Source organism: Proteus sp. PR00224, from assembly GCF_016238105.1.
Classification (GTDB): domain Bacteria; phylum Pseudomonadota; class Gammaproteobacteria; order Enterobacterales; family Enterobacteriaceae; genus Proteus.
In genome coordinates, this window is record NZ_JAEHQU010000001.1 from 407,401 (window position 1) to 430,338 (window position 22,938).

The 22,938-nt window shown below is 38.3% G+C and carries 23 protein-coding genes; 9 read left to right on the forward strand and 14 right to left on the reverse strand.

The genetic code is table 11. From position 1 onward, the window contains the following. Positions 1 to 47 precede the first annotated feature (47 nt). The 3 genes from JEP71_RS01890 (at position 48) to fetB (ending at position 2,587) form a co-directional block, all read left to right on the forward strand. Complete coding sequence (locus JEP71_RS01890) at positions 48 to 968, forward strand: alpha/beta hydrolase family protein (protein ID WP_198625667.1); 921 nt, start codon at positions 48 to 50, stop codon at positions 966 to 968. A 144-nt stretch (positions 969 to 1,112) separates the two neighbouring features. Then, a complete protein-coding gene (fetA, locus tag JEP71_RS01895) occupies positions 1,113 to 1,763 on the forward strand; it encodes an iron efflux ABC transporter ATP-binding subunit FetA (protein WP_198625668.1) in 651 nt (216 codons plus the stop codon). A gap of 50 nt (positions 1,764 to 1,813) precedes the next feature. Continuing rightward, positions 1,814 to 2,587: an iron efflux ABC transporter permease subunit FetB gene (gene fetB / locus JEP71_RS01900; protein ID WP_109372253.1), complete on the forward strand. Its 774-nt coding sequence runs from the start codon at positions 1,814 to 1,816 to the stop codon at positions 2,585 to 2,587. 83 nt (positions 2,588 to 2,670) lie between these two features. Here fetB and JEP71_RS01905 read toward each other — a convergent pair whose 3' ends face one another. The 5 genes from JEP71_RS01905 to JEP71_RS01925 all read right to left on the reverse strand — a co-directional run bounded on the left by JEP71_RS01905 (position 2,671) and on the right by JEP71_RS01925 (position 6,652). Further along, entirely contained in the window at positions 2,671 to 3,402 is a 732-nt protein-coding gene (locus tag JEP71_RS01905; protein ID WP_232797488.1) for a DNA/RNA non-specific endonuclease, read from the reverse strand. Positions 3,403 to 4,022: 620 nt separating this feature from the next. Then, a complete protein-coding gene (locus JEP71_RS01910; protein ID WP_088495473.1) occupies positions 4,023 to 4,466 on the reverse strand; it encodes a YcgN family cysteine cluster protein in 444 nt (147 codons plus the stop codon). A gap of 36 nt (positions 4,467 to 4,502) precedes the next feature. Next, positions 4,503 to 5,159: a fumarylacetoacetate hydrolase family protein gene (locus tag JEP71_RS01915; protein ID WP_100159367.1), complete on the reverse strand. Its 657-nt coding sequence runs from the start codon at positions 5,157 to 5,159 to the stop codon at positions 4,503 to 4,505. 53 nt (positions 5,160 to 5,212) lie between these two features. Continuing rightward, a complete protein-coding gene (locus JEP71_RS01920; protein ID WP_198625669.1) occupies positions 5,213 to 6,340 on the reverse strand; it encodes a lytic murein transglycosylase in 1,128 nt (375 codons plus the stop codon). A gap of 24 nt (positions 6,341 to 6,364) precedes the next feature. After that, positions 6,365 to 6,652: a YcgL domain-containing protein gene (locus JEP71_RS01925; RefSeq protein WP_069369136.1), complete on the reverse strand. Its 288-nt coding sequence runs from the start codon at positions 6,650 to 6,652 to the stop codon at positions 6,365 to 6,367. 133 nt (positions 6,653 to 6,785) lie between these two features. Between JEP71_RS01925 and minC the strand changes: the two genes are divergently transcribed. From minC to minE, 3 genes are read left to right on the forward strand one after another with little or no spacing between them, the layout of a single operon-like run. Further along, positions 6,786 to 7,487: a septum site-determining protein MinC gene (minC, locus tag JEP71_RS01930; RefSeq protein WP_109372250.1), complete on the forward strand. Its 702-nt coding sequence runs from the start codon at positions 6,786 to 6,788 to the stop codon at positions 7,485 to 7,487. Positions 7,488 to 7,509: 22 nt separating this feature from the next. Next, complete coding sequence (minD, locus tag JEP71_RS01935; protein ID WP_109372249.1) at positions 7,510 to 8,322, forward strand: septum site-determining protein MinD; 813 nt, start codon at positions 7,510 to 7,512, stop codon at positions 8,320 to 8,322. Positions 8,323 to 8,325: 3 nt separating this feature from the next. Beyond that, positions 8,326 to 8,595 (forward strand): cell division topological specificity factor MinE, encoded by a 270-nt coding sequence (gene minE, locus JEP71_RS01940; RefSeq protein ID WP_023582089.1) that lies wholly within the window; start codon positions 8,326 to 8,328, stop codon positions 8,593 to 8,595. Between the two features lie 356 nt (positions 8,596 to 8,951). Here minE and rnd read toward each other — a convergent pair whose 3' ends face one another. The 5 genes from rnd to JEP71_RS01965 all read right to left on the reverse strand — a co-directional run bounded on the left by rnd (position 8,952) and on the right by JEP71_RS01965 (position 15,581). Then, complete coding sequence (gene rnd, locus JEP71_RS01945) at positions 8,952 to 10,070, reverse strand: ribonuclease D (RefSeq protein WP_198619999.1); 1,119 nt, start codon at positions 10,068 to 10,070, stop codon at positions 8,952 to 8,954. Positions 10,071 to 10,169: 99 nt separating this feature from the next. Continuing rightward, positions 10,170 to 11,858, reverse strand: a complete 1,689-nt coding sequence (gene fadD, locus JEP71_RS01950; protein ID WP_109372247.1) for a long-chain-fatty-acid--CoA ligase FadD — start codon at positions 11,856 to 11,858, stop codon at positions 10,170 to 10,172. 301 nt (positions 11,859 to 12,159) lie between these two features. Then, positions 12,160 to 12,756, reverse strand: coding sequence for a Slp family lipoprotein (locus JEP71_RS01955; RefSeq protein WP_198619998.1), 597 nt, complete (start codon positions 12,754 to 12,756; stop codon positions 12,160 to 12,162). 87 nt (positions 12,757 to 12,843) lie between these two features. After that, positions 12,844 to 13,545 (reverse strand): tRNA (adenosine(37)-N6)-threonylcarbamoyltransferase complex dimerization subunit type 1 TsaB, encoded by a 702-nt coding sequence (tsaB, locus tag JEP71_RS01960; RefSeq protein WP_109372245.1) that lies wholly within the window; start codon positions 13,543 to 13,545, stop codon positions 12,844 to 12,846. 92 nt (positions 13,546 to 13,637) lie between these two features. Further along, the gene (locus JEP71_RS01965) at positions 13,638 to 15,581 is read right to left on the reverse strand and encodes an ATP-dependent DNA helicase (RefSeq protein ID WP_198625670.1); all 1,944 of its coding nucleotides are present in this window, start codon (positions 15,579 to 15,581) and stop codon (positions 13,638 to 13,640) included. Between the two features lie 85 nt (positions 15,582 to 15,666). On the opposite strand from JEP71_RS01965, the gene JEP71_RS01970 reads away from it, so the two are divergent. Continuing rightward, the gene (locus JEP71_RS01970; protein WP_109372243.1) at positions 15,667 to 16,011 is read left to right on the forward strand and encodes a RidA family protein; all 345 of its coding nucleotides are present in this window, start codon (positions 15,667 to 15,669) and stop codon (positions 16,009 to 16,011) included. 138 nt (positions 16,012 to 16,149) lie between these two features. Here JEP71_RS01970 and mdtI read toward each other — a convergent pair whose 3' ends face one another. The 3 genes from mdtI to zwf all read right to left on the reverse strand — a co-directional run bounded on the left by mdtI (position 16,150) and on the right by zwf (position 18,968). After that, a complete protein-coding gene (mdtI, locus tag JEP71_RS01975; RefSeq protein ID WP_198619995.1) occupies positions 16,150 to 16,482 on the reverse strand; it encodes a multidrug/spermidine efflux SMR transporter subunit MdtI in 333 nt (110 codons plus the stop codon). 2 nt (positions 16,483 to 16,484) lie between these two features. Then, positions 16,485 to 16,925, reverse strand: coding sequence for a multidrug/spermidine efflux SMR transporter subunit MdtJ (gene mdtJ, locus JEP71_RS01980; protein ID WP_075671146.1), 441 nt, complete (start codon positions 16,923 to 16,925; stop codon positions 16,485 to 16,487). Between the two features lie 567 nt (positions 16,926 to 17,492). Next, positions 17,493 to 18,968 carry a glucose-6-phosphate dehydrogenase gene (zwf, locus tag JEP71_RS01985; protein WP_088495462.1) on the reverse strand — a complete coding sequence of 492 codons (1,476 nt, stop codon included), beginning with the start codon at positions 18,966 to 18,968 and terminating at the stop codon, positions 17,493 to 17,495. A 351-nt stretch (positions 18,969 to 19,319) separates the two neighbouring features. On the opposite strand from zwf, the gene JEP71_RS01990 reads away from it, so the two are divergent. Then, positions 19,320 to 20,162, forward strand: a complete 843-nt coding sequence (locus JEP71_RS01990; protein WP_099075468.1) for a MurR/RpiR family transcriptional regulator — start codon at positions 19,320 to 19,322, stop codon at positions 20,160 to 20,162. Positions 20,163 to 20,393: 231 nt separating this feature from the next. Continuing rightward, positions 20,394 to 21,836 (forward strand): pyruvate kinase, encoded by a 1,443-nt coding sequence (pyk, locus tag JEP71_RS01995; RefSeq protein ID WP_088495460.1) that lies wholly within the window; start codon positions 20,394 to 20,396, stop codon positions 21,834 to 21,836. 80 nt (positions 21,837 to 21,916) lie between these two features. Here pyk and lpxM read toward each other — a convergent pair whose 3' ends face one another. Further along, positions 21,917 to 22,891 carry a lauroyl-Kdo(2)-lipid IV(A) myristoyltransferase gene (gene lpxM, locus JEP71_RS02000; protein WP_198619994.1) on the reverse strand — a complete coding sequence of 325 codons (975 nt, stop codon included), beginning with the start codon at positions 22,889 to 22,891 and terminating at the stop codon, positions 21,917 to 21,919. Positions 22,892 to 22,938 lie beyond the last annotated feature (47 nt).

Below are 22,938 nucleotides of genomic sequence, written 5' to 3' on the forward strand. Positions count from 1 at the left end.
AAAATAAAATTTCGTATTACCTCCCTACAAAAACAAATAAGGTGATCATGCGCATTTCACTTCTATTTTTACTCTCTACTTTTTTGCTTCCTTCTTTTGAAAGTTATGCAAAAATATCGACACATCTACTCCCACGGAAAGATGGTAGTGAAATTAGCTATTACTTGGATAAACGAGCTGAAAAAAACCAAACTCTATTAGTATTAATGCAAGGCTCTGACTGTAACAGCATTAAAAATAACATGTTTATCCAAGAAACCTTTGGTCAGTGGTTACCAAATAGTGATGTTCTCATGGTGGAAAAATACGGTATTACCGCCCTATTACCGTATTCACAATATGATGGTGAACGTGTTGATTGCCCTAAAATCTATAAGCGTCATGATAATCCCAAGCAACGAATCGAAGATTATGAAGCTGTGTTAGATAAATTATCCTCACAGTATCCGAATATTATTTTAATTGGTGGAAGTGAAGGCGCCACGATGGTGCATTTAGTGGTAACTAAGCGCAATGATATTAAAGCAGCTATTGCGTTAAATGGCGGGGGTCGTTTTTTTCTTGATGATGTTCTTTATAATATCCGCCATACCACACCGAAAGAACACGTTGAAGATGCTCTAAATGGCTTTCAGCAATTTGCTGACGCAATAAAAAATAATCAAATAGATGATGAACAATTTATAAGCGAACACAGTAAAATATGGTGGCAACAATTTTTTACTATCGATTTACTCAAAGTCATTAAAAGTAATCAACACACCCCTGTATTAATTATTCAGACACTTAATGACACTAATGTAAATGTCGATGCATTTCATCAATTAAGCCAAGATATCAATCAGCCTAATGTGAAATTTATTAAATACAATAAACTAGATCATGGGTTTTATAATGAACAAGGCGAGCGTTTAACGAATGAAATAATCAGCGATATACAGCAGTGGTACTCTCAATATACAAAATAATTTTATCTTTTTTATAGGCTCGCATTCTTATTATCCTATACTTCAATAGTAACAAATTTGCTTACTAACTGATTTAAAGCAGGATCTTTATATCGTTAATTCTGTATAATAATTATTATTCTCTCTTTTAAGTTTGGGATAAGAATGGAAAGCACGACTGCACTTTTACGTCTTGATAAAATAAGTTATCGAGTCGATAACAAAACTATCCTCGATGATATCAATTTTGAACTTCAACCTTCTGAATTTAAACTTATCACAGGCCCTTCAGGTTGTGGTAAAAGTACCTTACTCAAGATTGTCGCTTCTCTATTATCACCTACCAAGGGTTCAATTTTCTTTGAAAATAAAGACTATTTAACGTTGTCACCCGAAGAATATCGTCAACAAGTTTCTTATTGCACTCAAACACCTATGTTATTTGGTGAAACTGTTTACGATAACCTTAAATTTCCTTATTTCTTACGAAAACTCTCAGTGGATGATAAGAAACTAGCACATGATTTGGATTATTTTTGTTTACCTGAATCCATTATGAAAAAAGGAATTAATGAACTTTCTGGCGGTGAAAAGCAGCGTATTTCACTGATAAGAAATCTGCAATTTATGCCAAAAATCTTATTACTTGATGAGATAACAAGTGCATTAGATGAAGATAATAAAACAAAAGTGAATGATGTTATTCACCAGTACGTTAAAGATCAAAATCTTGCTGTGTTGTGGGTTACTCACGATCAAAATGAAATAAAACACGCTGATGATGTGATTTTATTACCTTCTCACAATGATGCCTGATTTTTTATTTCTTTCTCAGTCATCCTTTTGTTATGAGCGAACATAATATTATGAACGAACATACGATAAGCAATGAATCTCTAATTTTCTCGCTTTTATTAGTTCTCGTGGCTATTTTTATTAGTCGCAAAGAAAAACTAGCTTTAGAAAAAGATATTATTTGGAGTACAGCAAGAGCCATTATTCAACTATTAATTGTTGGCTATGTCTTGACCTATATTTTCCATGTTGACCATTTTATTCTCACCTTCTTAATGGTGTTATTTATCTGCTATAACGCAGCTCATAATGCCAAAAAGCGAAGTAAATACGTTAAAGATATTTTTCTGATCTCATTTACTGCTATTACAACTGGGGCACTATTAACTTTAACTATTTTATTGCTCACCAGTTCTATTGCTTTTACACCAATTCAAATTATTCCTATTACGGGGATGATTGCGGGTAATGCGATGATAGCAACAGGGCTTTGTTATAATAATTTGGGTCAACGTTTTCAAAATCAACAACAGCAATTGCAAGAGATGTTAAGCCTTGGTGCGACACCTAAATTAGCCTCAATGAGTATTATTCGAGATAGCATTAAATCTTCATTGATCCCGACCGTTGATGCAGCAAAAACTGTGGGTATTGTGAGTTTACCGGGTATGATGTCAGGGCTTATTTTTGCCGGTGTTGATCCATTACAAGCTGTTAAATATCAAATTATGGTGACTTTTATGTTGATGGCAACAGCCAGTATTTCAACCATTATTGCTTGCTATTTAACCTATAAGAAGTTTTTTAATCAGCGACACCAGCTTATTAATCTTGAAAACCGCTAAATTATAGCCATTTAACTATATTGATAAAGGTCACTCAATTGAGTGACCTTTTTTATTACTTACTAAGAAATCGGTTTAAAATCTTATTTTAATACCGTACATCCCATTTTTTTGACTAACTCACCAGATTGAGATTTCACACCTTGAGCGCTTTCAGGTAATTGACTCCAAAGTGTTAGACCTGTACGTGCTTCCACTTCTGCCGCAGTTACTTGGAATTCACAGAAATTTGCTTTTTTCGGTGTTTGTTGATCCATAATAAACGCTGCATAAGAGGAGTTTTCAGGTGAATCATTTAGAAAAACCACTTTAAAATAAGCACTTGGAATTGTGTGATCTTTATCTGTACTTGGCAATTTACCCATATCTCTTTCATAGATAGGACCAGTAACTGTAAAGACTTTATGACCTTCTTTTGCCAAATTACGCTCTTGATCTTCTAATCGCACCCACGCACCTTGGTTTAAATCTGCTTTTTGTGGTGTGATATTCGAAAGATAGTTAAGTGCATTCCAACCAGGCAACGCAGCCAATGAAGCTAAAGGCGCCTGATGACCACGGTCAACTTTTAATGTGGCATTGGCATTTTTGTAATCCGTTGGCGATAAGGTTTCATCATTACCTAAAGCTGGGTCTTTTTTCCAGTTACGTGCTTTACCACTACCAATACTGTCTTTAGTCACTAAATAAGCAACCCAGTCCGCAAACTTGGTTTCGCTATTATTATTTAATGTATAAACATCACGTTGAATTGTGGTTTCACTGCCTCCTAATGGACAACCAATACCACAGTTTTCATCATTCATTGCACGCATTGAAGTATCACGCGCAACGGCAGATGGTTGTGTTTCAAGATCAGGCCCTACCATCGTCTCTGAATTGGCATAGCTAGTTGAAACCATAAGAAGTGATAAAATAATCGGGGTAATACGTTTCATATAAAATTCCTTTTTATAAAATGAAGAAACAAAAAAACTCGCCGAAGCGAGTTTTGATGTTTTAGATAAGAGAAAATCCATTCTTCTCTTTTAGTGAATTCTGGTAATAAACGATAAAGAAAAGCGCATCATTTTAATATTGATGTGCTTTTCAATGACTGAATACGACTCAGAATTTTGCTATAAAATATGGAGGGAATTTTCACAGCACTAAAATGCAAAAAGCCCCGCATAAGCGAGGCATTTATTCATTTAGTTGGTGAAATTCAAATTTCCCACCATGAGAATAATCATGGACTATATTTCCCATCTCGTCAATAGATTTTCTTAAAAAGATTATTTGATGAATATTTTTTCTCTTATTGGCATCAAATCAGGAATTTTTTATCATTGACATCATGTCAATCGGTATAGCTGACCCAGCAATATCTATTGTCATTACTTAGCTCCTTTAACAAAAAGTGCCTATAAAGGCGCTTTTTAATGAAAAGAAGTAATTAACCACGCCCTTTCGGACGATTAAGAATATGATCTTCCCAATCTTCAACTTCCGTTTCTGGTACCGCAATATATCTTACGGAAATATTGCCTTGGTGCATTTTTGCTTTATTACCTGCAATAAGTGGATGCCAACTTTGTAACGTCTTACCCTCTGCTAACAGGCGATACGCACATGTCATTGGTAGCCACTCAAATGTTGGTAAATTATACCGTGTAAGTTTGATACAATCTGGCTCATAACGGAAACGATCTTCGTAATTACTGCATTGGCAAGTTTTAATATTTAGCTGATTACAAGCGACATTGGTAAAATATATCTCATCAGTATCGTCATCCATTAACTTGTGTAAACAACACTGTCCACACCCGTCACAGAGCGATTCCCACTCATCATCACTCATTTCATCTAATGTTTTAGTCTGCCAAAAAGCCTGTGTCATCTCTACGTTATTACCTTATTGCTCATCTAATACGAATTAAATAACCCGCGTTGTCAGCTGATGTTCATTAACACTTAATACCAACATATCGCCTGACTCTAGAGGACCAACACCTTCAGGTGTCCCCGTTAAAATCACATCACCAGGACGTAGAGTAAAAAAGCGAGACATATAGCTGATAAGGGGTAAAACAGGGGTTAGCATATCACGACTGTTACCCTGCTGACGAATCTCGTCATTAACACGTAACATTAAATCCGCATTTTGCGGGTCGCCAAATGAATTGACAGGGATAAAACCTGATAATGGTGCAGAGCCATCAAACGCTTTACTTTTTTCCCATGGTTGCCCTGCTTTTTTCAATTTACCTTGTAAGTCACGTAATGTGAGATCAAGACCAAGACCGAAACCCGCAATTGCACGATCAACCCTATCTTCATTAGCTTGCTTAAGTGGCTGACCGATAAGTACCGCTAATTCAATTTCGTGATGAACCGCTCCCATATCTTTTGGGATAGCAATAGGTTGGCGAATATCACACATTGCTGTTTCTGGTTTGATAAAAATCACAGGCTCTTCTGAGCGAACGGACCCCATCTCTTTAATGTGATTTGCATAGTTACTGCCAACGCAAATCACTTTATTGACAGGAAAATCAAGTAACGCACCTTCCCAATCACGATGTTGATACATAATGTGTTCCTTTTAGGTAAATTGCTGTGTTTTATTTCACTATAAAAACGCGATTAGCTCGCGTTAGGTAGTGAATTTATTTTATTAGCAACGCCATCAGCCATTGTGACAATACTGAGGGCAAAAAAGTAAGAGCTGTTCCAATGCATAATCGTACGGAAGTTCTGTGTTACTAAATAGCTTCTGTGCAAATCATCATCAGGAATGATTAACCATACAGTCATAGCATCGTTCAATTGGCTATTTACAGGTAATTGAACACCCAACGCTTTCCATTGAGCGACCGTTTTTTTCTGTTCGGTCTTAATGCCTTCAAGCTGTTGGTTAAAATCTACCGATAAAGTAACCTGTTCTCCCCAAGGAAGTCCACTTTTCCAACCTTCAGTCGCTAAATAGTTAGCAGCCGAAGCAAATGCGTCTTCTTGAGTATTCCAAATATCGATTTTTCCATCACCATTGCCATCTGCGGCATAAGTTAGGAAGGAAGATGGCATAAACTGAGTTTGCCCCATAGCCCCCGCCCAAGAGCCTTTGAGACGCTGTCCTTGAGGGATATGTCCTTCTTCAATAATCTCTAATGCTGCCATCAATTGACGAGCAAAAAGTTCTTCTCGACGGCCTTCAAACGCAAGCGTTGCAAGTGCAGAGACAACATCTTCTTTGCCTTGCACCTTACCAAAGCCACTCTCAAGTCCCCATAACGCAACAATATAGTTTGCAGGCACACCATATTTTTTGCTGATTTGTTCTAGGGTATCTTGATTCTCTTGATAAAGCTTAGCCCCTTGGTTTAAACGCCCATTGGTGACAATGCGCGGTAAATAAACATCGAGTGTGATTTTCTTTTCCGGTTGATTACGGTCTGATTTAATCACTCGTTCAATAAAATGTGCTTCTGAAAAAGCAAAATCTATTGTTTCTTGTTTATATCCCAATTGAGCTGCTTTCAATTTTAACGCTTCAACATAAGCAGGAAATTGTGCAGAAGTGCGAGTGTCTTTAGGAAACGCTTGTTCTAACGATGCAACATTCACTTGTTTCCATCGAGGCATTTTTTGTGCTTCAACTGCCTTTTCCTCTGGTGCAGTAATTTGCCTTTCAGCCAATTTTTGTTGGCTATGAGTACACGCAGATAACATTAAACCGGAAACAATCACAGCGATGAATGAATATTTGAACATTTATGCTCCTTTTATCTCGATGATTTATTCAGTTTTTTCTGATTTTTTTAATTCATCTAAATAAGCATTTAACATACTTTCGACAGGGGGTGGAACTTGTAAGTAAAAACCCTGCTCAACTAATGCTTTTTTGACTTTTTCAATGTCAGCATGCGCTAAACGCTGTCTATCCGCGAGATTAAGCAACATTGAAAATTGTGGTTCGCCAAAACTTTGTAATAATTCGTCCGGAATTCGAGAGAAATCATCCTTTTTTTCGATGTATAAATAAGTTTGATCACGTTTGGTACTACGGTAAATTGCACAAATCATTTTCATTAAACTCTAATTATTAAAATAAGCGACTTGCCTGAATATTTTAGTAAATATAACATGCTTATATACTTTCGTAATATCGTCTCTGGTTTTTTGTGCCAGATTATAAAAAATTTACTGAGTCAGATAGATGTCAAACACGCCCATTGAGTTAAAAGGCAGTAATTTTACCCTTTCAGTACTCCATTTAAACGATGGAACACCGAAAGTTATTCGTCAGGCTATTTCAGAAAAAATTGCACAAGCGCCTCAATTTCTGAAAAACGCACCTGTGGTTATCAATGTCTCTGCTTTAGCAGATGAAAATATTGATTTTAAAAAACTGAGGCGAATTGTAGAAGATGCTGGCTTACGAGTCGTGGGAATTAGTGGTAGTTCAAACGCTCAACAGAAAGAAGCGATAATTGCCGCACAGTTACCTATCTTAAATGAAGGTAAAATAGTTAAGCCAAGCACTCAGGCAAATAACGATAAAACGAATGAAGCACCGACAGTTGTTCGTCAAAAAACAAAAATCATCCATACACCTGTGCGTTCAGGTCAGCGTATTTATGCTCAAAATAGCGATTTAGTCGTTATCAGTAATGTAAGTGCAGGCGCTGAATTAATTGCTGATGGTAATGTTCATGTCTACGGTGTGTTACGTGGACGTGTGCTTGCAGGAGCATCGGGTGATCAAGAGAGTCATATTTTTTGTACACATCTGTCTGCTGAACTTGTTTCTATTGCTGGTCAATATTGGCTAAGCGACCAAATTCCTACAGACTTTGTTGGTAAATCAGTACAACTGAGTTTGCAAGAGAATGAATTAACAATCGAGAACTTAATTTAGAGCATCGACAAGGAATCACTCCATGGCACGCATTATTGTTGTTACGTCAGGTAAAGGTGGGGTTGGTAAAACAACTTCCAGCGCGGCCATTTCTACCGGCCTCGCTCAAAAAGGTCATAAGACGGTTGTTATCGACTTTGACATTGGGTTGCGTAATCTAGACCTTATCATGGGTTGTGAACGTAGAGTTGTTTATGATTTTGTTAATGTTATTCAGGGTGATGCTTCTTTAAATCAAGCATTGATTAAAGATAAGCGTACAGAAAATCTATTTATTCTCCCTGCTTCACAAACAAGAGATAAAGACGCGCTCACTCGTGATGGTGTCGAACAAGTATTAGATGAACTTGATGAAATGGGTTTTGATTTTATTATCTGTGACTCACCTGCGGGTATCGAAAGTGGCGCTTTGATGGCTCTTTATTTCGCAGATGAAGCTGTTATCACCACAAACCCTGAAGTGTCATCAGTACGTGACTCCGACCGTATTTTAGGCATTCTTGCCTCGAAATCACGTCGTGCTGAACGTGGTGAAGAACCAATTAAAGAACATCTGCTATTAACACGTTATAACCCCGGTCGTGTTAACCGTGGTGATATGTTAAGTATGGAAGATGTCCTTGAAATTCTATGCATTCCACTCTTGGGTGTTATTCCAGAAGATCAATCTGTTTTACGTTCATCTAACCAAGGTGAACCTGTTATTTTAGATAGCGAGTCTGATGCGGGTAAAGCCTATTCAGATACAGTAAATCGTTTGTTAGGTGAAGAACATCCATTCCGTTTTATTGAAGAAGAGAAAAAAGGCTTTCTGAAACGCCTTTTTGGGGGGTAAAAGATGGCTTTACTAGATTTTTTCCTGTCGCGTAAAAAGTCGACAGCTAATATTGCCAAGGAGCGTCTACAAATTATCGTAGCAGAACGCCGCCGTGGTGATAGCGAGCCAGCTTATTTACCTGATATGAAAAGAGATTTATTAGGTGTCATCTGCAAATATGTGCAGATAGATCCAGAGATGCTTTCAGTTCAATTTGAACAAAAAGGTGATGATATCTCTGTATTAGAGCTAAATGTGACTTTACCTGAGAGTGAAGAACCTACAAAGTAAATCATATTTTACGCTTTATATAAGTCATTATTCACAGAGCCAGCCATGAACTATAATTAATTTGATTGGCTCTGTGTTTAATTATATACAAATTGAATACACCTGAATGCGCAAATAGCGCTATATCTCGTTGCTATTTTGATCATTGGTGATAAGTCAAAGGAGTTTTTTTATTCCGTTATAACGTTTATTTTACGCCCTGTTTATTTAGCTTATTAATCCGTATCACCTATTTTTTATAGGCGATTTTTTTGTGCGCAAAAAATAAGAGCCTCAAAAGAGACTCCTATTTATTGAACTAATGATACCGACTTCATTTCAAGTATTTGCTATTAGAAAATAAGCCGTTAACAAATTTAGGAATATTGTGCCAAAATTTCAGTGACTTTTTCTTCTAATAAGGCTTTACGCCAGCGTGAAGTAAGCTCAGGTTGCCCTTCTCTTATTTTCCAATGAACACTCAATAATTGATTTATTTGTCTTCTTGAGGCTAATAATTCAGGGTTATAACGCTTGTCTTCACTAATTTCTTGAATAACCGATTTGATTGCTTTAAACGCTTTTTTATAGTTTGGTTGTTCAATTAAATTGCCAATAGGCTCTGGGCAATCTTCATCTTTAATTTCTTTTGCCTTAGCAACAAAATCTAATAAGCGACGACCATGACAACGAATTTCTTGACCAGAAAGCGATAACGCATCTAATTCTGCTAGTGATGAAGGAAAATAACGAGCAACAGACCATAAATGTTCTTCTCTTACAACGAAGTTTAATGCCATATCACGAGATTTAGCTTGATTTAAACGCCACTGAGCAAGCATTTGTAAGCATGCTAGCTGTTGGCCTTTTAATTGCCATGCATTGCTAATATCACGATAGGCAAGCTCTGGTACAACCGTTTCTTGTCGACGTTCTGCAATCATGTTGCATTCATCTGCAATGGCATCCATATAGCCTGCTTCTTCAGCTTCTTTAATTAATTTTTCAGCTAAAGGTAGCAAATAGAAAACATCACCGCTGGCATATTGGCACTGTTTTTCAGTTAAAGGTCGCGCTAGCCAATCTGTTCGAGATTCACTTTTATCGAGTGCAACATTTTCATATTTCTCAACTAATGTCGCAAAACCACAAGAAATGGGATGACCTAAGAATGCAGCAACGACTTGAGTGTCAATCATAGGTGTTGGAACACAGCCAAACTGGTGAGAAAAGACTTCGAGATCTTCACTTCCCGCATGGAGAAACTTCATAATGTCTGAGTTTGTTAGTAGCTCAACAAAAGGAGCCCAATCCTTAATTGCTAACGGATCAATAAGAGAGATCTGCTTACCGTCATACATCTGGATCAAACCAAGATGTGGGTAATAGGTTCGTATGCGGACAAACTCTGTATCTAAAGCTATTTGTGAAGCCTCAGAAGCGGCTTTACAGGCGGTATCTAATGCAGTGTCTGTCGTAATCAATTGATAATTCAAAACAGGTTTCTCTTATTTTTATGTCTAATGACTTTTTTATGTAATCACAAAAACGCCGGTATAAACCGGCGAAATTGAAAAAGGTTATTGAGTGTTGTATCAAGATTCAGTTGAGGTTTTCAACTCTTTTTCTTCATTTCTTAACTCTCTGCGTAAAATTTTACCAACATTTGATTTTGGTAATTCATCGCGGAACTCAATAATTTTAGGTACTTTATAACCTGTTAGGTAACGACGACAGTGTGTTTTTATCTCATCTTCTGTTAATGATGGATCTTTTTTCACAATGAAAACTTTAACTGCTTCACCTGAGTTTTTACTCGGTACGCCAATTGCAGCTGATTCTAAAACCTTAGGATGCGCCGTGACAACTTCTTCGACTTCATTAGGGTATACATTAAAGCCTGAAACTAAGATCATATCTTTTTTGCGATCAATGATACGAATAAAGCCTTCGTCATCCATTGTAGCAATATCACCAGTTGCAACCCAACCATCATGTAAAACTTCATCAGTTGCATCAGGACGATTCCAATAACCTTTCATTACTTGAGGACCACGAACCCACATTTCACCGCCTACAGTGCGGTCAACTTCGTTACCTTCATCATCCATAAACTTCACATCCGTTGAAGGTACAGGTAAGCCAATACTACCACTGTATTTTTTCAAATTATAAGGGTTACCAGTGACTAAAGGAGAACATTCAGTCAAACCATAACCTTCTAACAAATGTTTACCCGTTAACTCTTCCCACTCTTTAGCAACACTACTTTGAACGGGCATACCACCGCCAACAGAGAGGTTTAGTTTGGAAAAATCAAGCTGACGGAATTCTGGATTTTGTAACCAAGCATTAAATAAAGTATTTACGCCAGTAATTGCCGTGACAGGGTAACGTCCTAGCTCTTTAATTGTGCCTTTCACATCACGAGGGTTGGTAATAAGTAAATTTTTACCACCAATTTCAATAAAGAGCAGACAGTTTACGGTTAAAGCAAAAACGTGATATAGCGGTAACGCTGTAACCACCAGCTCTTTACCTACATTTAGTGCAGGTACATAAGCCGCTTTTGCTTGCTCAAGATTTGCCAACATATTGCGGTGCGTTAACATAGCACCTTTAGCAATACCTGTTGTTCCCCCTGTGTATTGCAAGAAAGCTAGGTCACTTCCTGTAATTTCAGGTTTGATATATTGCATACGATAACCAAAATGCATTGCTCTACGGAATGAAATGGCATCAGGCAAGTTATATTTAGGCACTAATCGTTTGATATATTTAACAACAAAGTCGACTAATGTTGCTTTAGGACGAGATAGCTGATCACCCATTCGGGTTAAAATAACGTGTTTAATACTGGTATTAAATACGATTTTTTCGAGCGTATGCGCAAAGTTAGAGACTATTACAATGGCATTTGCACCACTGTCATTTAATTGATGTTCAAGTTCTCTTGGTGTGTAAAGTGGGTTTACGTTTACGACAACCATGCCTGCACGAAGAATACCGAAAAGCGCGATAGGATATTGCAGTAAATTAGGCATCATTAAGGCAACACGATCACCTTTTTTTAATCCTAAGCCGTTTTGCAAGTATGCTGCAAAAGCACGGCTACGCTCTTCAAGTTTGCGATAAGTCATGACCTCGCCCATATTGATAAAGGCGGGTTGATCTGCGTAATTTGCGACAGCGTTTTCAAGCATCTCAGCAAGGGATGCAAAACGGTCCGGGTCAATTTCAGCCGGAACATCTGCCGGATAACGTTTAAGCCAGACTTTTTCCAAAGTAGTACTCCTGATTAATCGCACTTCTTGGGTTAATATTATGTTTCATTTTTAACAAAGTATTAACTCATCCTACCAGCACAAACAATTTTCTGTTGTGAAGATGCGAAGTGTGTCACTAAATATTTTATTTTTAGATTAACAAAAAAGAAGGCGGTCAAAACCGCCCTCTCTTTTATTTTTATTCAACTTTAATAACTCTATTAGATAGTTACCTAATATATTATAGATATTGATTATACACCGTTTCTCACAAATGGAGATAAAATATTATTTTGTCATGGAATCTAATACCCATTTTTTATTCTAAAACGGGCACAACCTGACCGGTTCCATATGGATATCCACCGTAACCGCCATATCCATGATGATAACCCCAATATGGGCCATCTCCATAATATCCCCATGTCATAACAGGTGCTGGCATAATGACTTGTTGTGTCAGCGTCCAACGTTTCATGCCCGTCACATCAATACGTAAAAATGGATAACTCGCTTCACCGACTTTGCCAGTTTCAACACCTTTAATAGTACCAACTACTGTTACATACTGATTTTTATAATCGGTAGGATCTAAGAAATGCATAACATTCGCATAGAGACGACCAATAGAAGGCTGTTGCAATTCGGGCGCAGCATCATATTGAGAAAGAGGCATAACAGCAATTTCTAGCTGTGTTGATGATTGAAGATTTTTAACATCAATCACACGTCCACCAAAACGCCCTTCTTGGCCAATATAAAGCTCAGGTGCAACAAAAACTCCATTTAAATCAGTAACAGGCGTTGCTGATGTACCTTTTATTGATTCAGGTATAGAGACGCATCCCGCCAGAAACAAAGCACCAGATAGAAATAGCGCTTTGCTTACCAAACGGTAGTTTAATTGTCTGTTCATAAACCACCTCATTGCAAGTCATTATTGACGTTACTCTATAGTACTATTATAGCTTTACTCTTCGATTTCTAATAGATACTCACAAATCTATTCACGACCGGGCAATTTTTTCCACGTCACTTCATTACGTAAATACACAGGCTCAGCGTCTTCAACTTTGGTTGCTTTACCTTCATGCCAAGCGGTTACAGCAAGGGGTAACATATCTTGTGCAGCAGGTAATGTAATCTCAGTTTCAACAACAGTGAAAGACAACGCTTTTTTTAAATCAGGATAAGCTTGCCAGCCTGTACCTGCCATTGCCCATGTTCCTGTTGTTGATTGTAATGCTTCAATAAACTGCTCAGGTTTCATCACCGCTTCAGTGTCTTCCCCCACCCAAGCACCTGCATCATTACGCTGATATTGAGCGCAATAGATTTCACCCATACGCGCATCGATTGCCACGAGAACTTGTTTAATACCCGTTGTTCTAAAGACACCTTCAGCCATTGTGGCAAGTGATGAAATACCAATCATGGGCAACTCAGCACCTAACGCAATACCTTGTGCAACACCAACACCAATACGAACGCCAGTAAAGCTCCCTGGGCCTCGTCCAAAAGCAAGTGCATCTAATGATTGCAATGTGATGTTTGCTTCTTCTAAGGCGCTTTTCACCATAGGTAAAATCTTTTGTGTATGTTCACGAGGTGAGATTTCAAAACGTGAAGCAACAACGCCTTCATTCCAAACTGCAACTGAACAAGATTCTGTTGCAGTATCAATTGCTAAAATTCGCAGTGACACGCCATAACTCCGGCAAATTCGATAATTAAAAGAGGAATAATAATATCATAATAGTGTTCAACAGAATAAACACACATTCTGTGCGATCGCTATTATGAATCCGATATTTCTTGTATTTCATTCTGCTGTGCGCGTTGGCTCAAAAATTTCATTGTTTTATCGAGTGAACGCGTTCGTGGTGATGGTGGCAGACTACTTAAAAAAACCTCGCCATATGCACGAGAAACCAATCTATCATCACAAACTATAATTGCACCATAATCGTGTACATCACGAATTAATCGCCCGACACCTTGTTTTAAACTAATAACAGCATCAGGAATTTGGACATCTTTAAAGGCATCTCCGCCCCGCAACTCACAATCTTCAATACGTGCTCTTAATAAAGGATCATCAGGTGCTGTAAAGGGTAATTTATCAATAATCACACAAGACAATGTATCTCCACGCACATCAACACCTTCCCAAAAACTTTGAGTCGCCACTAAAAGCGCATTTCCTGATGAGATAAATTTTTGCAGTAATTGCGTTTTACTCATCTCTCCTTGCATCAATACGGGTAATGGCAAACTGGCTTTGAATTCTTCGGCAAGTCCACGCATCATGGCATGTGAAGTACAGAGGAAAAAACAGCGACCTTGGTTTTTTAAAATAACAGGCGTGAGCATAGTAGCTAAACGTTTCGCCGTATAAGATTGATTTAATGGTGGCAAATAACGTGGTACACAGAGTAATGTCTGATGTTGATAATCAAACGGACTGTTTAAAATCAGTGTTGTCGCATTTTCTAAACCGAGCCTGTCTGTGTAATAAGACATCTGTTCATTTACAGAAAGTGTTGCAGAGGTAAACACCCAACTACTTTTATGTGATTTGATAAGCTCACGAAATTTATCGGCCACAGAAAGTGGCGTAATGGCCAGTAAAAAATGGCGACCATAACTTTCAAACCAGTAGCTATAACCCGGAATTGTGGTATCAATCAGGCGTTTTAAGCGATTGCGATAAACGGTGGCGCGTTCAAAAGCACTATCAAGTAATTGGCTTCGCCCTAACGAAAGTTTCATTACGTCATAACTCAGTTCTAAGGCATCATCCAGTAACGTAAGAAAACGTTTTGTTTCACCACCTTGCAATAGCTCACGTAAATTTCCACGATACCCCGTATCACCTAACGCTAAGCGAAAATCCATCACCATTTGCGTTAATCTATCAGCGCTTTTTTGCAACTGAACTTGATCACGGACTTCTGTGCGATAAGCAACTGTCATGTCTCTGGCGAGATCAAAAAGCTGTCTACTGGTAAGTTGTTGACCAAAATAGTGACTAGCGATATCTGGAATTTGATGGGCTTCATCAAAGATCATAATTTCAGCTTCCGGAATTAGCTCACCAAAACCAGTATCTTTAACGACAGTATCCGCCATAAATAAATGGTGATTAACCACCACAATATCCGCATCCATTGCTTTTTTACGTGCACTTAAAACATAACACTCTTTATAGCGAGGGCAATCACTGCCTAAACAGTTATCGTTAGTACTTGTGACTAAAGGCCAAACACGACTGTCTTCAGCCACGCTATGACAACGGCTCACATCACCATCTTCTGTCTGCGTTGACCATTGACGCACATACATTACATCAGACAAAACTTCAGCCTCGAGATCACCACCGCTCAGCATTTGCTGATCAAGCCTTTCCAAGCAAAGATAGTTAGAACGCCCTTTTAATAACGCCGTATTACCATCATAATTAATCGCTTCAATGATCGTGGGTAAATCTCGACTATATAATTGATCTTGCAAGGCTTTAGAGCCTGTTGAAATAATCGTTTTTTTACCCGAACGCAACGCGGGCACAAGATAAGCATACGTTTTTCCTGTCCCTGTACCCGCTTCAGCGATAAGTACACCTTGCTTATCAATAGTTTCCTCTATTGATTTCGCCATTTGTCGTTGAGCTTCACGGGGATGAAATCCTGGAATAGTTCGGGTTAAAATCCCGTTTTCTGCAAAATCGTCTGACACAGGCATACTCTTTTTATAAAATAAGACGTAAATTATGCCAGTGGATAACCAAAAGTACCACCTATGCCGTTAATACAAAGGAGAACTCATAATGACAATTAAACGTATCGACCCTGAAGATCGCTGGTCTGAAGCTGTTATTCATAACGACACAATTTATTACACTGCGGTGCCAGAAAATTTATCGGGCGATATTATTGAACAAACAGCAAACACATTAGCGGCAATTGACGTTTTGTTACAACGTGTAGGTTCTGATAAAACTAAAATTCTTGATGCAACAATTTTTTTAGCTAATAAAGAGGATTTTGCAGGAATGAATCAAGCGTGGGATGCATGGGTTGCCAAAGGTAGTGCACCAGTGCGTTGTACTGTACAAGCACAATTAATGCACCCTGAATATAAAGTTGAAATTAAGATTATTGCGGCTATGTAAATAGGTATTATTTATTGACCTGTTACGTTTATATAAAAAAGCTGAATTCATAAGAACTCAGCTTTTTAATGTCACTTATTTGCTGTAATAATTAGATTTTTTGTTTTATCAATATCTCATTTATTAAGTTAATTAGATTTAGGCAAATTTAATCATTATCATACCAACCAGTAATAATATAATTCCACCCCATCCTTTATAATTGAGTCGTTGATTAAATAAGATCCAACCCGCGGCAATGGTTGCAATAATTCCGAATGCTCCCCAAAGTGCATAAGCAACAGAAAGCTCTATCCCTTTGACTGCCATTGCCAGTGCACTAAAGGCACCTAATACACAAAACAGTGATAATATTCCTAATCCCATTCGGCTAAAACCGTTAGACATTTTTAAGAATATATTCGCGACAATCTCGAGCACTACGGCAAGTATCAGAAACGCACCATGCCACCATTCAAATTGAGCTAACATAATTAAGCCTCCTTGATATTGGCAGGAATTGGCTTATTCGCTCCTTTTACAGCACTGGCAACGTGCTTGGCTTTACCGGCAATACTTTTTACCGATTCTGTTGTTTTCTTAGCAACAGCCGATTTTTTAGTACCTGATTTTATAAGCGTGATCCCTGCAATTAACATTGCTAGACCACCTAATTTTAATGGTGAAAGTGATTCACCAAACCACAGAACGCTGAATGTCGTAATAATGACAATTCCAATACCTTCCCACAGTGCATATGCTACACCTAATGCCACTTTTTTAACGGCTATGGCTAAAAAGATATAGGAAGTGGCAATCATTAACCACATCACTATCATACCGGTGTAACCACCGCTTACACTGGCGTACTTCATCGATAAAGTACCGATAACTTCACAAACAATAGCTAATGCTAAAAATATCCAATAAATCATTTTTTCATCTCTCATACACATTTGAAATACGCCGAAACGTTTCTTGCGCAGAAGATAGAGAATATGTAGATAGTCTTTCTGGCGGCAATAGTAGCCAAACGTTAAGGCAACGTCATTTCCTGATAACTCAGGAATTAAGATGAGAGATTTCTATAATGCGCCACACCAGTAGTGTTCGCTGGATAAAATAGCAGAAAGGAATAACTTATAGGTAGAACGTTTAACTTTGACGCTTTTGGCGCTAGTCATGATTATTTATTCTTTCATCGCACAGACCATCCGCACGATATACTCCGAACCCTCATATAAGATGGTTAAATGTTACATGATATTTCTATCACGCCAAATTATTTAAAGCAATGCTTTTGAGGAAAATTTTTTAGTTAATTGGTTGGTTTTGTTTAAGTTTTAATTTCCAACTTAAATTAGATTGCATAGTTAATCAGTAGTTTTACGATCCTTCAGCGGTTTTATTCATCTAAAGCGCTGTATCTATGCTTAGAGGTAAAAAATACCCAGCAAAGCTGGGTATCTTAATCGTCGAATAAACAATAAAGACATTATTGATTATTCAATTTCATTCCAAGAACGACCATCACGAGTGATCATTGCAACAGATGCAACAGGCCCCCATGTACCAGCTTGATAGGGTTTAGGTAGCTCATTATCGCATTCCCATGCATTGATAATTGAATCAACCCATTTCCATGCTTCTTCCACTTCGTCACGACGCACGAATAGCGCTTGAATGCCACGCATGGCTTCTAACAATAAACGCTCATAAGCATCCGCTAAATGCGTTTGGTTGAATGTTTCAGAGAAACTCAAGTCCAGCTTAGTTGTTTGTAAACGGTGTTTATGATCAAGACCAGGTGCTTTGTTTAGCACTTCAATATCGATACCTTCATCTGGCTGTAAACGGATAGTCAGCTTATTTTGAGGTAACTCTTGATAAGTCTCACTGAAAATATTCAGCGCAGGCTTTTTAAAATAAACCACAACTTCTGAACATTTACTTGGTAGGCGTTTACCTGTTCTTAAATAGAACGGAACACCTGCCCAACGCCAATTATCGATATCAGCGCGGATTGCCACAAATGTTTCTGTATTGCTGGTTTTATTGGCACCTTCTTCATCAAGATAACCAGGTACTTTTTTACCTTGTACAAAACCACCCGTATATTGTCCACGAACTGTTTTTTCGCGAATATTTGTGTTATCAATACGACGCAGTGAACGTAAAACTTTCACTTTTTCTTGACGAATACTGTCAGCTGTTAAGTCAGCTGGCGGGGACATTGCAATCATAGTCAGGATTTGTAATAGGTGATTTTGCACCATATCTCGCATTTGACCTGCTTGATCGAAGTATCCCCAACGCCCTTCAATGCCCACTTCTTCTGCAACCGTAATTTGGACATGATCAATCGTTTTATTGTCCCAGTTGTTAACAAACAGTGAGTTTGCAAAGCGCAATGCTAATAGGTTTAAAACGGTTTCTTTACCTAAATAGTGGTCAATACGATAAATTTGAGTCTCTTTAAAGTATTTCGCCACGCTATCGTTAATAGAAACAGAAGACGCTAAATCTGTCCCTAATGGTTTTTCCATTACGACACGATTAGGCTCTTTATTTAATTTTGCATGACCTAGTCCCTGACACATTGCGCTAAAGGTACTTGGAGGCATAGCAAAATAATAGATAGCGGGTAATTTATCTTGTTTTAGATGCTTTGATAACTCAATGAAATGGTCGGTTTCATTAACATCAAGATTACAAAAATCTAAGCGATCACTTAAACGCTGCCAAATTTCAGGGTTAATTTCTTCTTTTAAAAAGGTTTTTAACGCTTCATGAGCGACATTTTTATATGCCTCAACATCCCAATCAGCACGACCGACACCAATAATGCGAGAGTCAGGGTGAATATATCCTGCTTTCTCCAATTGATATAATGATGGAATGAGCTTACGGCGTGCTAGATCCCCTTTCGTACCGAAGATAACCAGATCACAGGCCTGAGCAGTCGATATCGCTGCCATAGAACGTCTCCTCATGATGAGATTTTGTAATTTTGTTACAGAATTTTGTATTAATGTACTCTTTTGGATGTATTCAGTAAATACACTTGCACATATTAGTCTTTAACTTACCACACATATTGTAATGCTTCATTTTATGCCTAGCGTTTTATCCTTTCTTGTAACTTTACAACAGTTTTGTTTCTTGTTTTCAGCTTTGAAAGTTAGACACACGTCATACTTTAACGAAAAAAGCCCTGTTTACCGATGGTTTACACTGCAAGCCTTGTTCTTTGCGTAGTATATTTTCATAAAACCGTTATAGATTTCTCCTTTTATTGAAATTGGCAAAGCCAAGGATCTGTATATTTAATGAATATATTGGAAAGGGTTCAGTCTAATCTGGACATCTTGAGTAAATCAGAAAAAAAAGTCGCAGAGGCTGTTTTAACTGCGCCACAAACAGTTATCCATTCAAGCATTGCCTTAATGGCTAAAACGGCTGATGTCAGTGAGCCGACTGTTAATCGATTTTGCCGACGTATGGCAACAAAAGGATTTCCTGATTTCAAATTACAATTAGCACAAAGCATTGCCAACGGTACGCCTTATGTAAATCGTAATATTGATGATTCCGATACTGTCTCTTCTTATACCAATAAAATTTTTGAATCCGCAATGGCAGGACTTGAAAACGTTAAAAACAATATTGATATCGCAGCGATCAATCGTGCAGTTGATATTTTGACGCAAGCTAAAAAAATCTCTTTTTTTGGTTTAGGTGCATCAGCAGCCGTTGCTCACGATGCCATGAATAAGTTTTCTCGTTTTAATATTCCTGTCACTTATTTTGATGATGTTGTTATGCAACGTATGAGTTGCATAAATAGTACTGATGGTGATGTGGTCGTTATTATTTCACATACAGGACGTACTAAAAATTTAGTTGAAATTGCCAAAATCGCACGCGAAAACGATGCAGCGGTTATTGCTATTACAACTCCGGGCTCTCTTTTAGCCTCTGAAGCAACCCTTCCCATCTTGCTTGATGTGCCTGAAGATACTGATATCTACATGCCAATGATCTCCCGCCTTGCACAACTCACTATTATTGATGTTCTTGCAACAGGATTTATTTTACGCCGAGGACCAAAATTCAGAGATAACTTGAAGCGCGTCAAAGAAGCTTTACGTGATTCACGGTTTGATAAGTAACCGTTTTTAATTATTCTGTTAGTATAGTCACACTTCCAATTGTGCCCCTGACTAGATAAGTTTTTGAAAAATGGTAGCATATCTGCGAGCTAACTCTCGCATATAATGAAAACAGTAGTGTATGTTGCAATTAGCTTGAAGCGTTTCACTTAACATATTGGGTAAAACACAGTCTAATTTCTGTTTTATCCAATTGCCAACACCTTTCGTTCAAGGTCAACGGAGTAATACATGTCCAGACGGCTCAGAAGAACAAAAATTGTTACCACCTTAGGCCCAGCAACAGATCGTGATAATAACTTAGAAAAAATTATTATTGCTGGCGCGAATGTTGTTCGATTAAATTTCTCTCATGGTTCTGCGGAAGATCATCTTGCTCGTGCTAATCGTACGCGTGAAATTGCAGCAAGATTAGGTCGCCATGTTGCTATTCTCGGGGATTTACAAGGCCCTAAAATCCGTGTATCTACCTTTAAAGACGGAAAAGTTTTCCTGAATGTCGGTGATAAATTCTTGCTTGATGCGGCGCTAGAAAAAGGCGAAGGCAATCAAAATCAAGTGGGTATTGATTATAAAGGCTTACCAGCCGATGTGGTTCCAGGCGATATTTTACTTCTTGATGATGGTCGCGTTCAGTTAAAAGTCCTTAAAGTGGATGGTTTAAAAGTCTTTACTGAAGTGACTGTGGGCGGTCCTTTATCTAACAATAAAGGGATTAACAAACTGGGTGGTGGTCTCTCCGCTGATGCGTTAACAGAAAAAGATAAGCAAGATATCATCACTGCTGCAAAAATTGGTGTTGATTACCTTGCCGTTTCATTCCCAAGAACTGGCGAAGATCTTAACCTTGCCCGCCGTTTAGCCCGTGATGCTGGCTGTGAATGCCAAATTGTTTCAAAAGTAGAACGAGCTGAAGCGGTTGCTAATGATGAAATCATTGATGAAATCATTCTAGCTTCAGATGTGGTGATGGTTGCTCGTGGCGATTTAGGCGTTGAAATTGGTGATCCTGAGTTGGTTGGCGTACAGAAAAAATTAATTCGTCGTGCTCGTCAGCTTAATCGTGTCGTTATCACTGCGACTCAAATGATGGAGTCCATGATAACAAATCCAATGCCAACTCGTGCCGAAGTAATGGACGTTGCTAACGCCGTATTGGATGGTACTGATGCTGTTATGCTTTCAGCAGAAACAGCTGCTGGACAATATCCAGCAGAAACAGTCGCTTCAATGGCGCAAGTCTGCTTAGGTGCTGAGAAAATGCCAGCTGCCAATGTTTCTAAGCACCGTTTAGATATGGTGTTTGATACAGTGGAAGAAGCCATTGCAATGTCTACAATGTATGCAGCTAACCATATGAAAGGCGTTAATGCGATTATTGCGATGACTGAATCAGGTCGTACTGCACGCATGATGTCTCGTATCAGTACAGGCTTACCTATTTTCTCAATGTCTCGTCATGAGAAAACATTGAATCAGACTGCACTTTATCGTGGCGTAACCCCCGTTTATTGCAGTACTCACACTGACGGTATTGCCGCTGCTAATGAAGCAATTGGTCGTTTGCGCGATAAAGGTTTCTTAGTTTCAGGTGATTTAGTGCTAGTCACTCAAGGTGACCAAATGGGCACAGTCGGTAGCACCAATACATGCCGTATTTTGACTGTTGAATAACTCAGAGTCTTAAATATTAATAACAAAATGGGCACTTTATTAAGTGCCCATTTTTTATTTGGTTATTTCTTGTGCAAGAACTAGTCTAGGATATTCTCACGTGCATAAGGCTCTATTTCACCCTCTTTACGTGTCTTAAGTAATTTTAAGATCCACGTATATTGCTCTGGCGTTGGTGTCACTAGTGCTTCTAACTCTTCATTCATTCTGCGTGCAATGTACGCATCATCTTTATCTTCAATATCATCCATTGGTTCACGAACAATAATACTAAGCTGATGTGTTTTATGACAATACACTGGGAACAACGGTACGATAGCAGCTCGGCATACTTTCATTAACCGCCCAATCGCGGGTAATGTCGCTTTATAAGTACCGAAAAAATCGACAAATTGGCTATGCTCTGCACCGTGATCTTGGTCGGGCAGATAATAGCCCCAGTAACCTTGTCGCACAGAAGAAATAAAAGGCTTAATACCTGCTTCGCGTGAATGTAATCGACCATCAAAATGATGACGTGCTTTATTCCATAAATAATCAGCAACAGGATCTTTTTGGTGGTGAAACATCGCGGCCATCTTCTGACCTGTTGATGCTAATAGCATTGCAGGGATATCAACTGCCCAGCCATGAGGCACCATAAAAATGACATTACGGCCTTGCGCTTTAAAACGCTCAATAATTTCTAGCCCCTGCCAAGATGTGCGTTTTAATATACGCTCAGGGCCTCTTAAACAAAGCTCTGCTAACATCACAAAGGATTGGGGGGCAGTTTCAAACATACTGTCGAGTACATTTTCACGTTGCGTTTTATTCCATGTTGGAAAACAGTATCTCAAGTTGATATCTGCACGACGTCTTGCGCTTTTCGCTTTACGTCCAACAAAACGGCCAATAGAAGCAAGAAAGGGATCACGCCATTTTACTGGCATATAAGCCAATACACTTAATACACCTGCACCTAGCCAAGTTCCCCAATGACGAGGATGCAAATACGCACGGTGAAAAGTGGGCACATAACCCGCTTTGCTATCTGTATCTTTTTCTTTATTCATCAGATAATTCTCTGAATTGATACCCCTAATAGGCGTAAAAAACATTA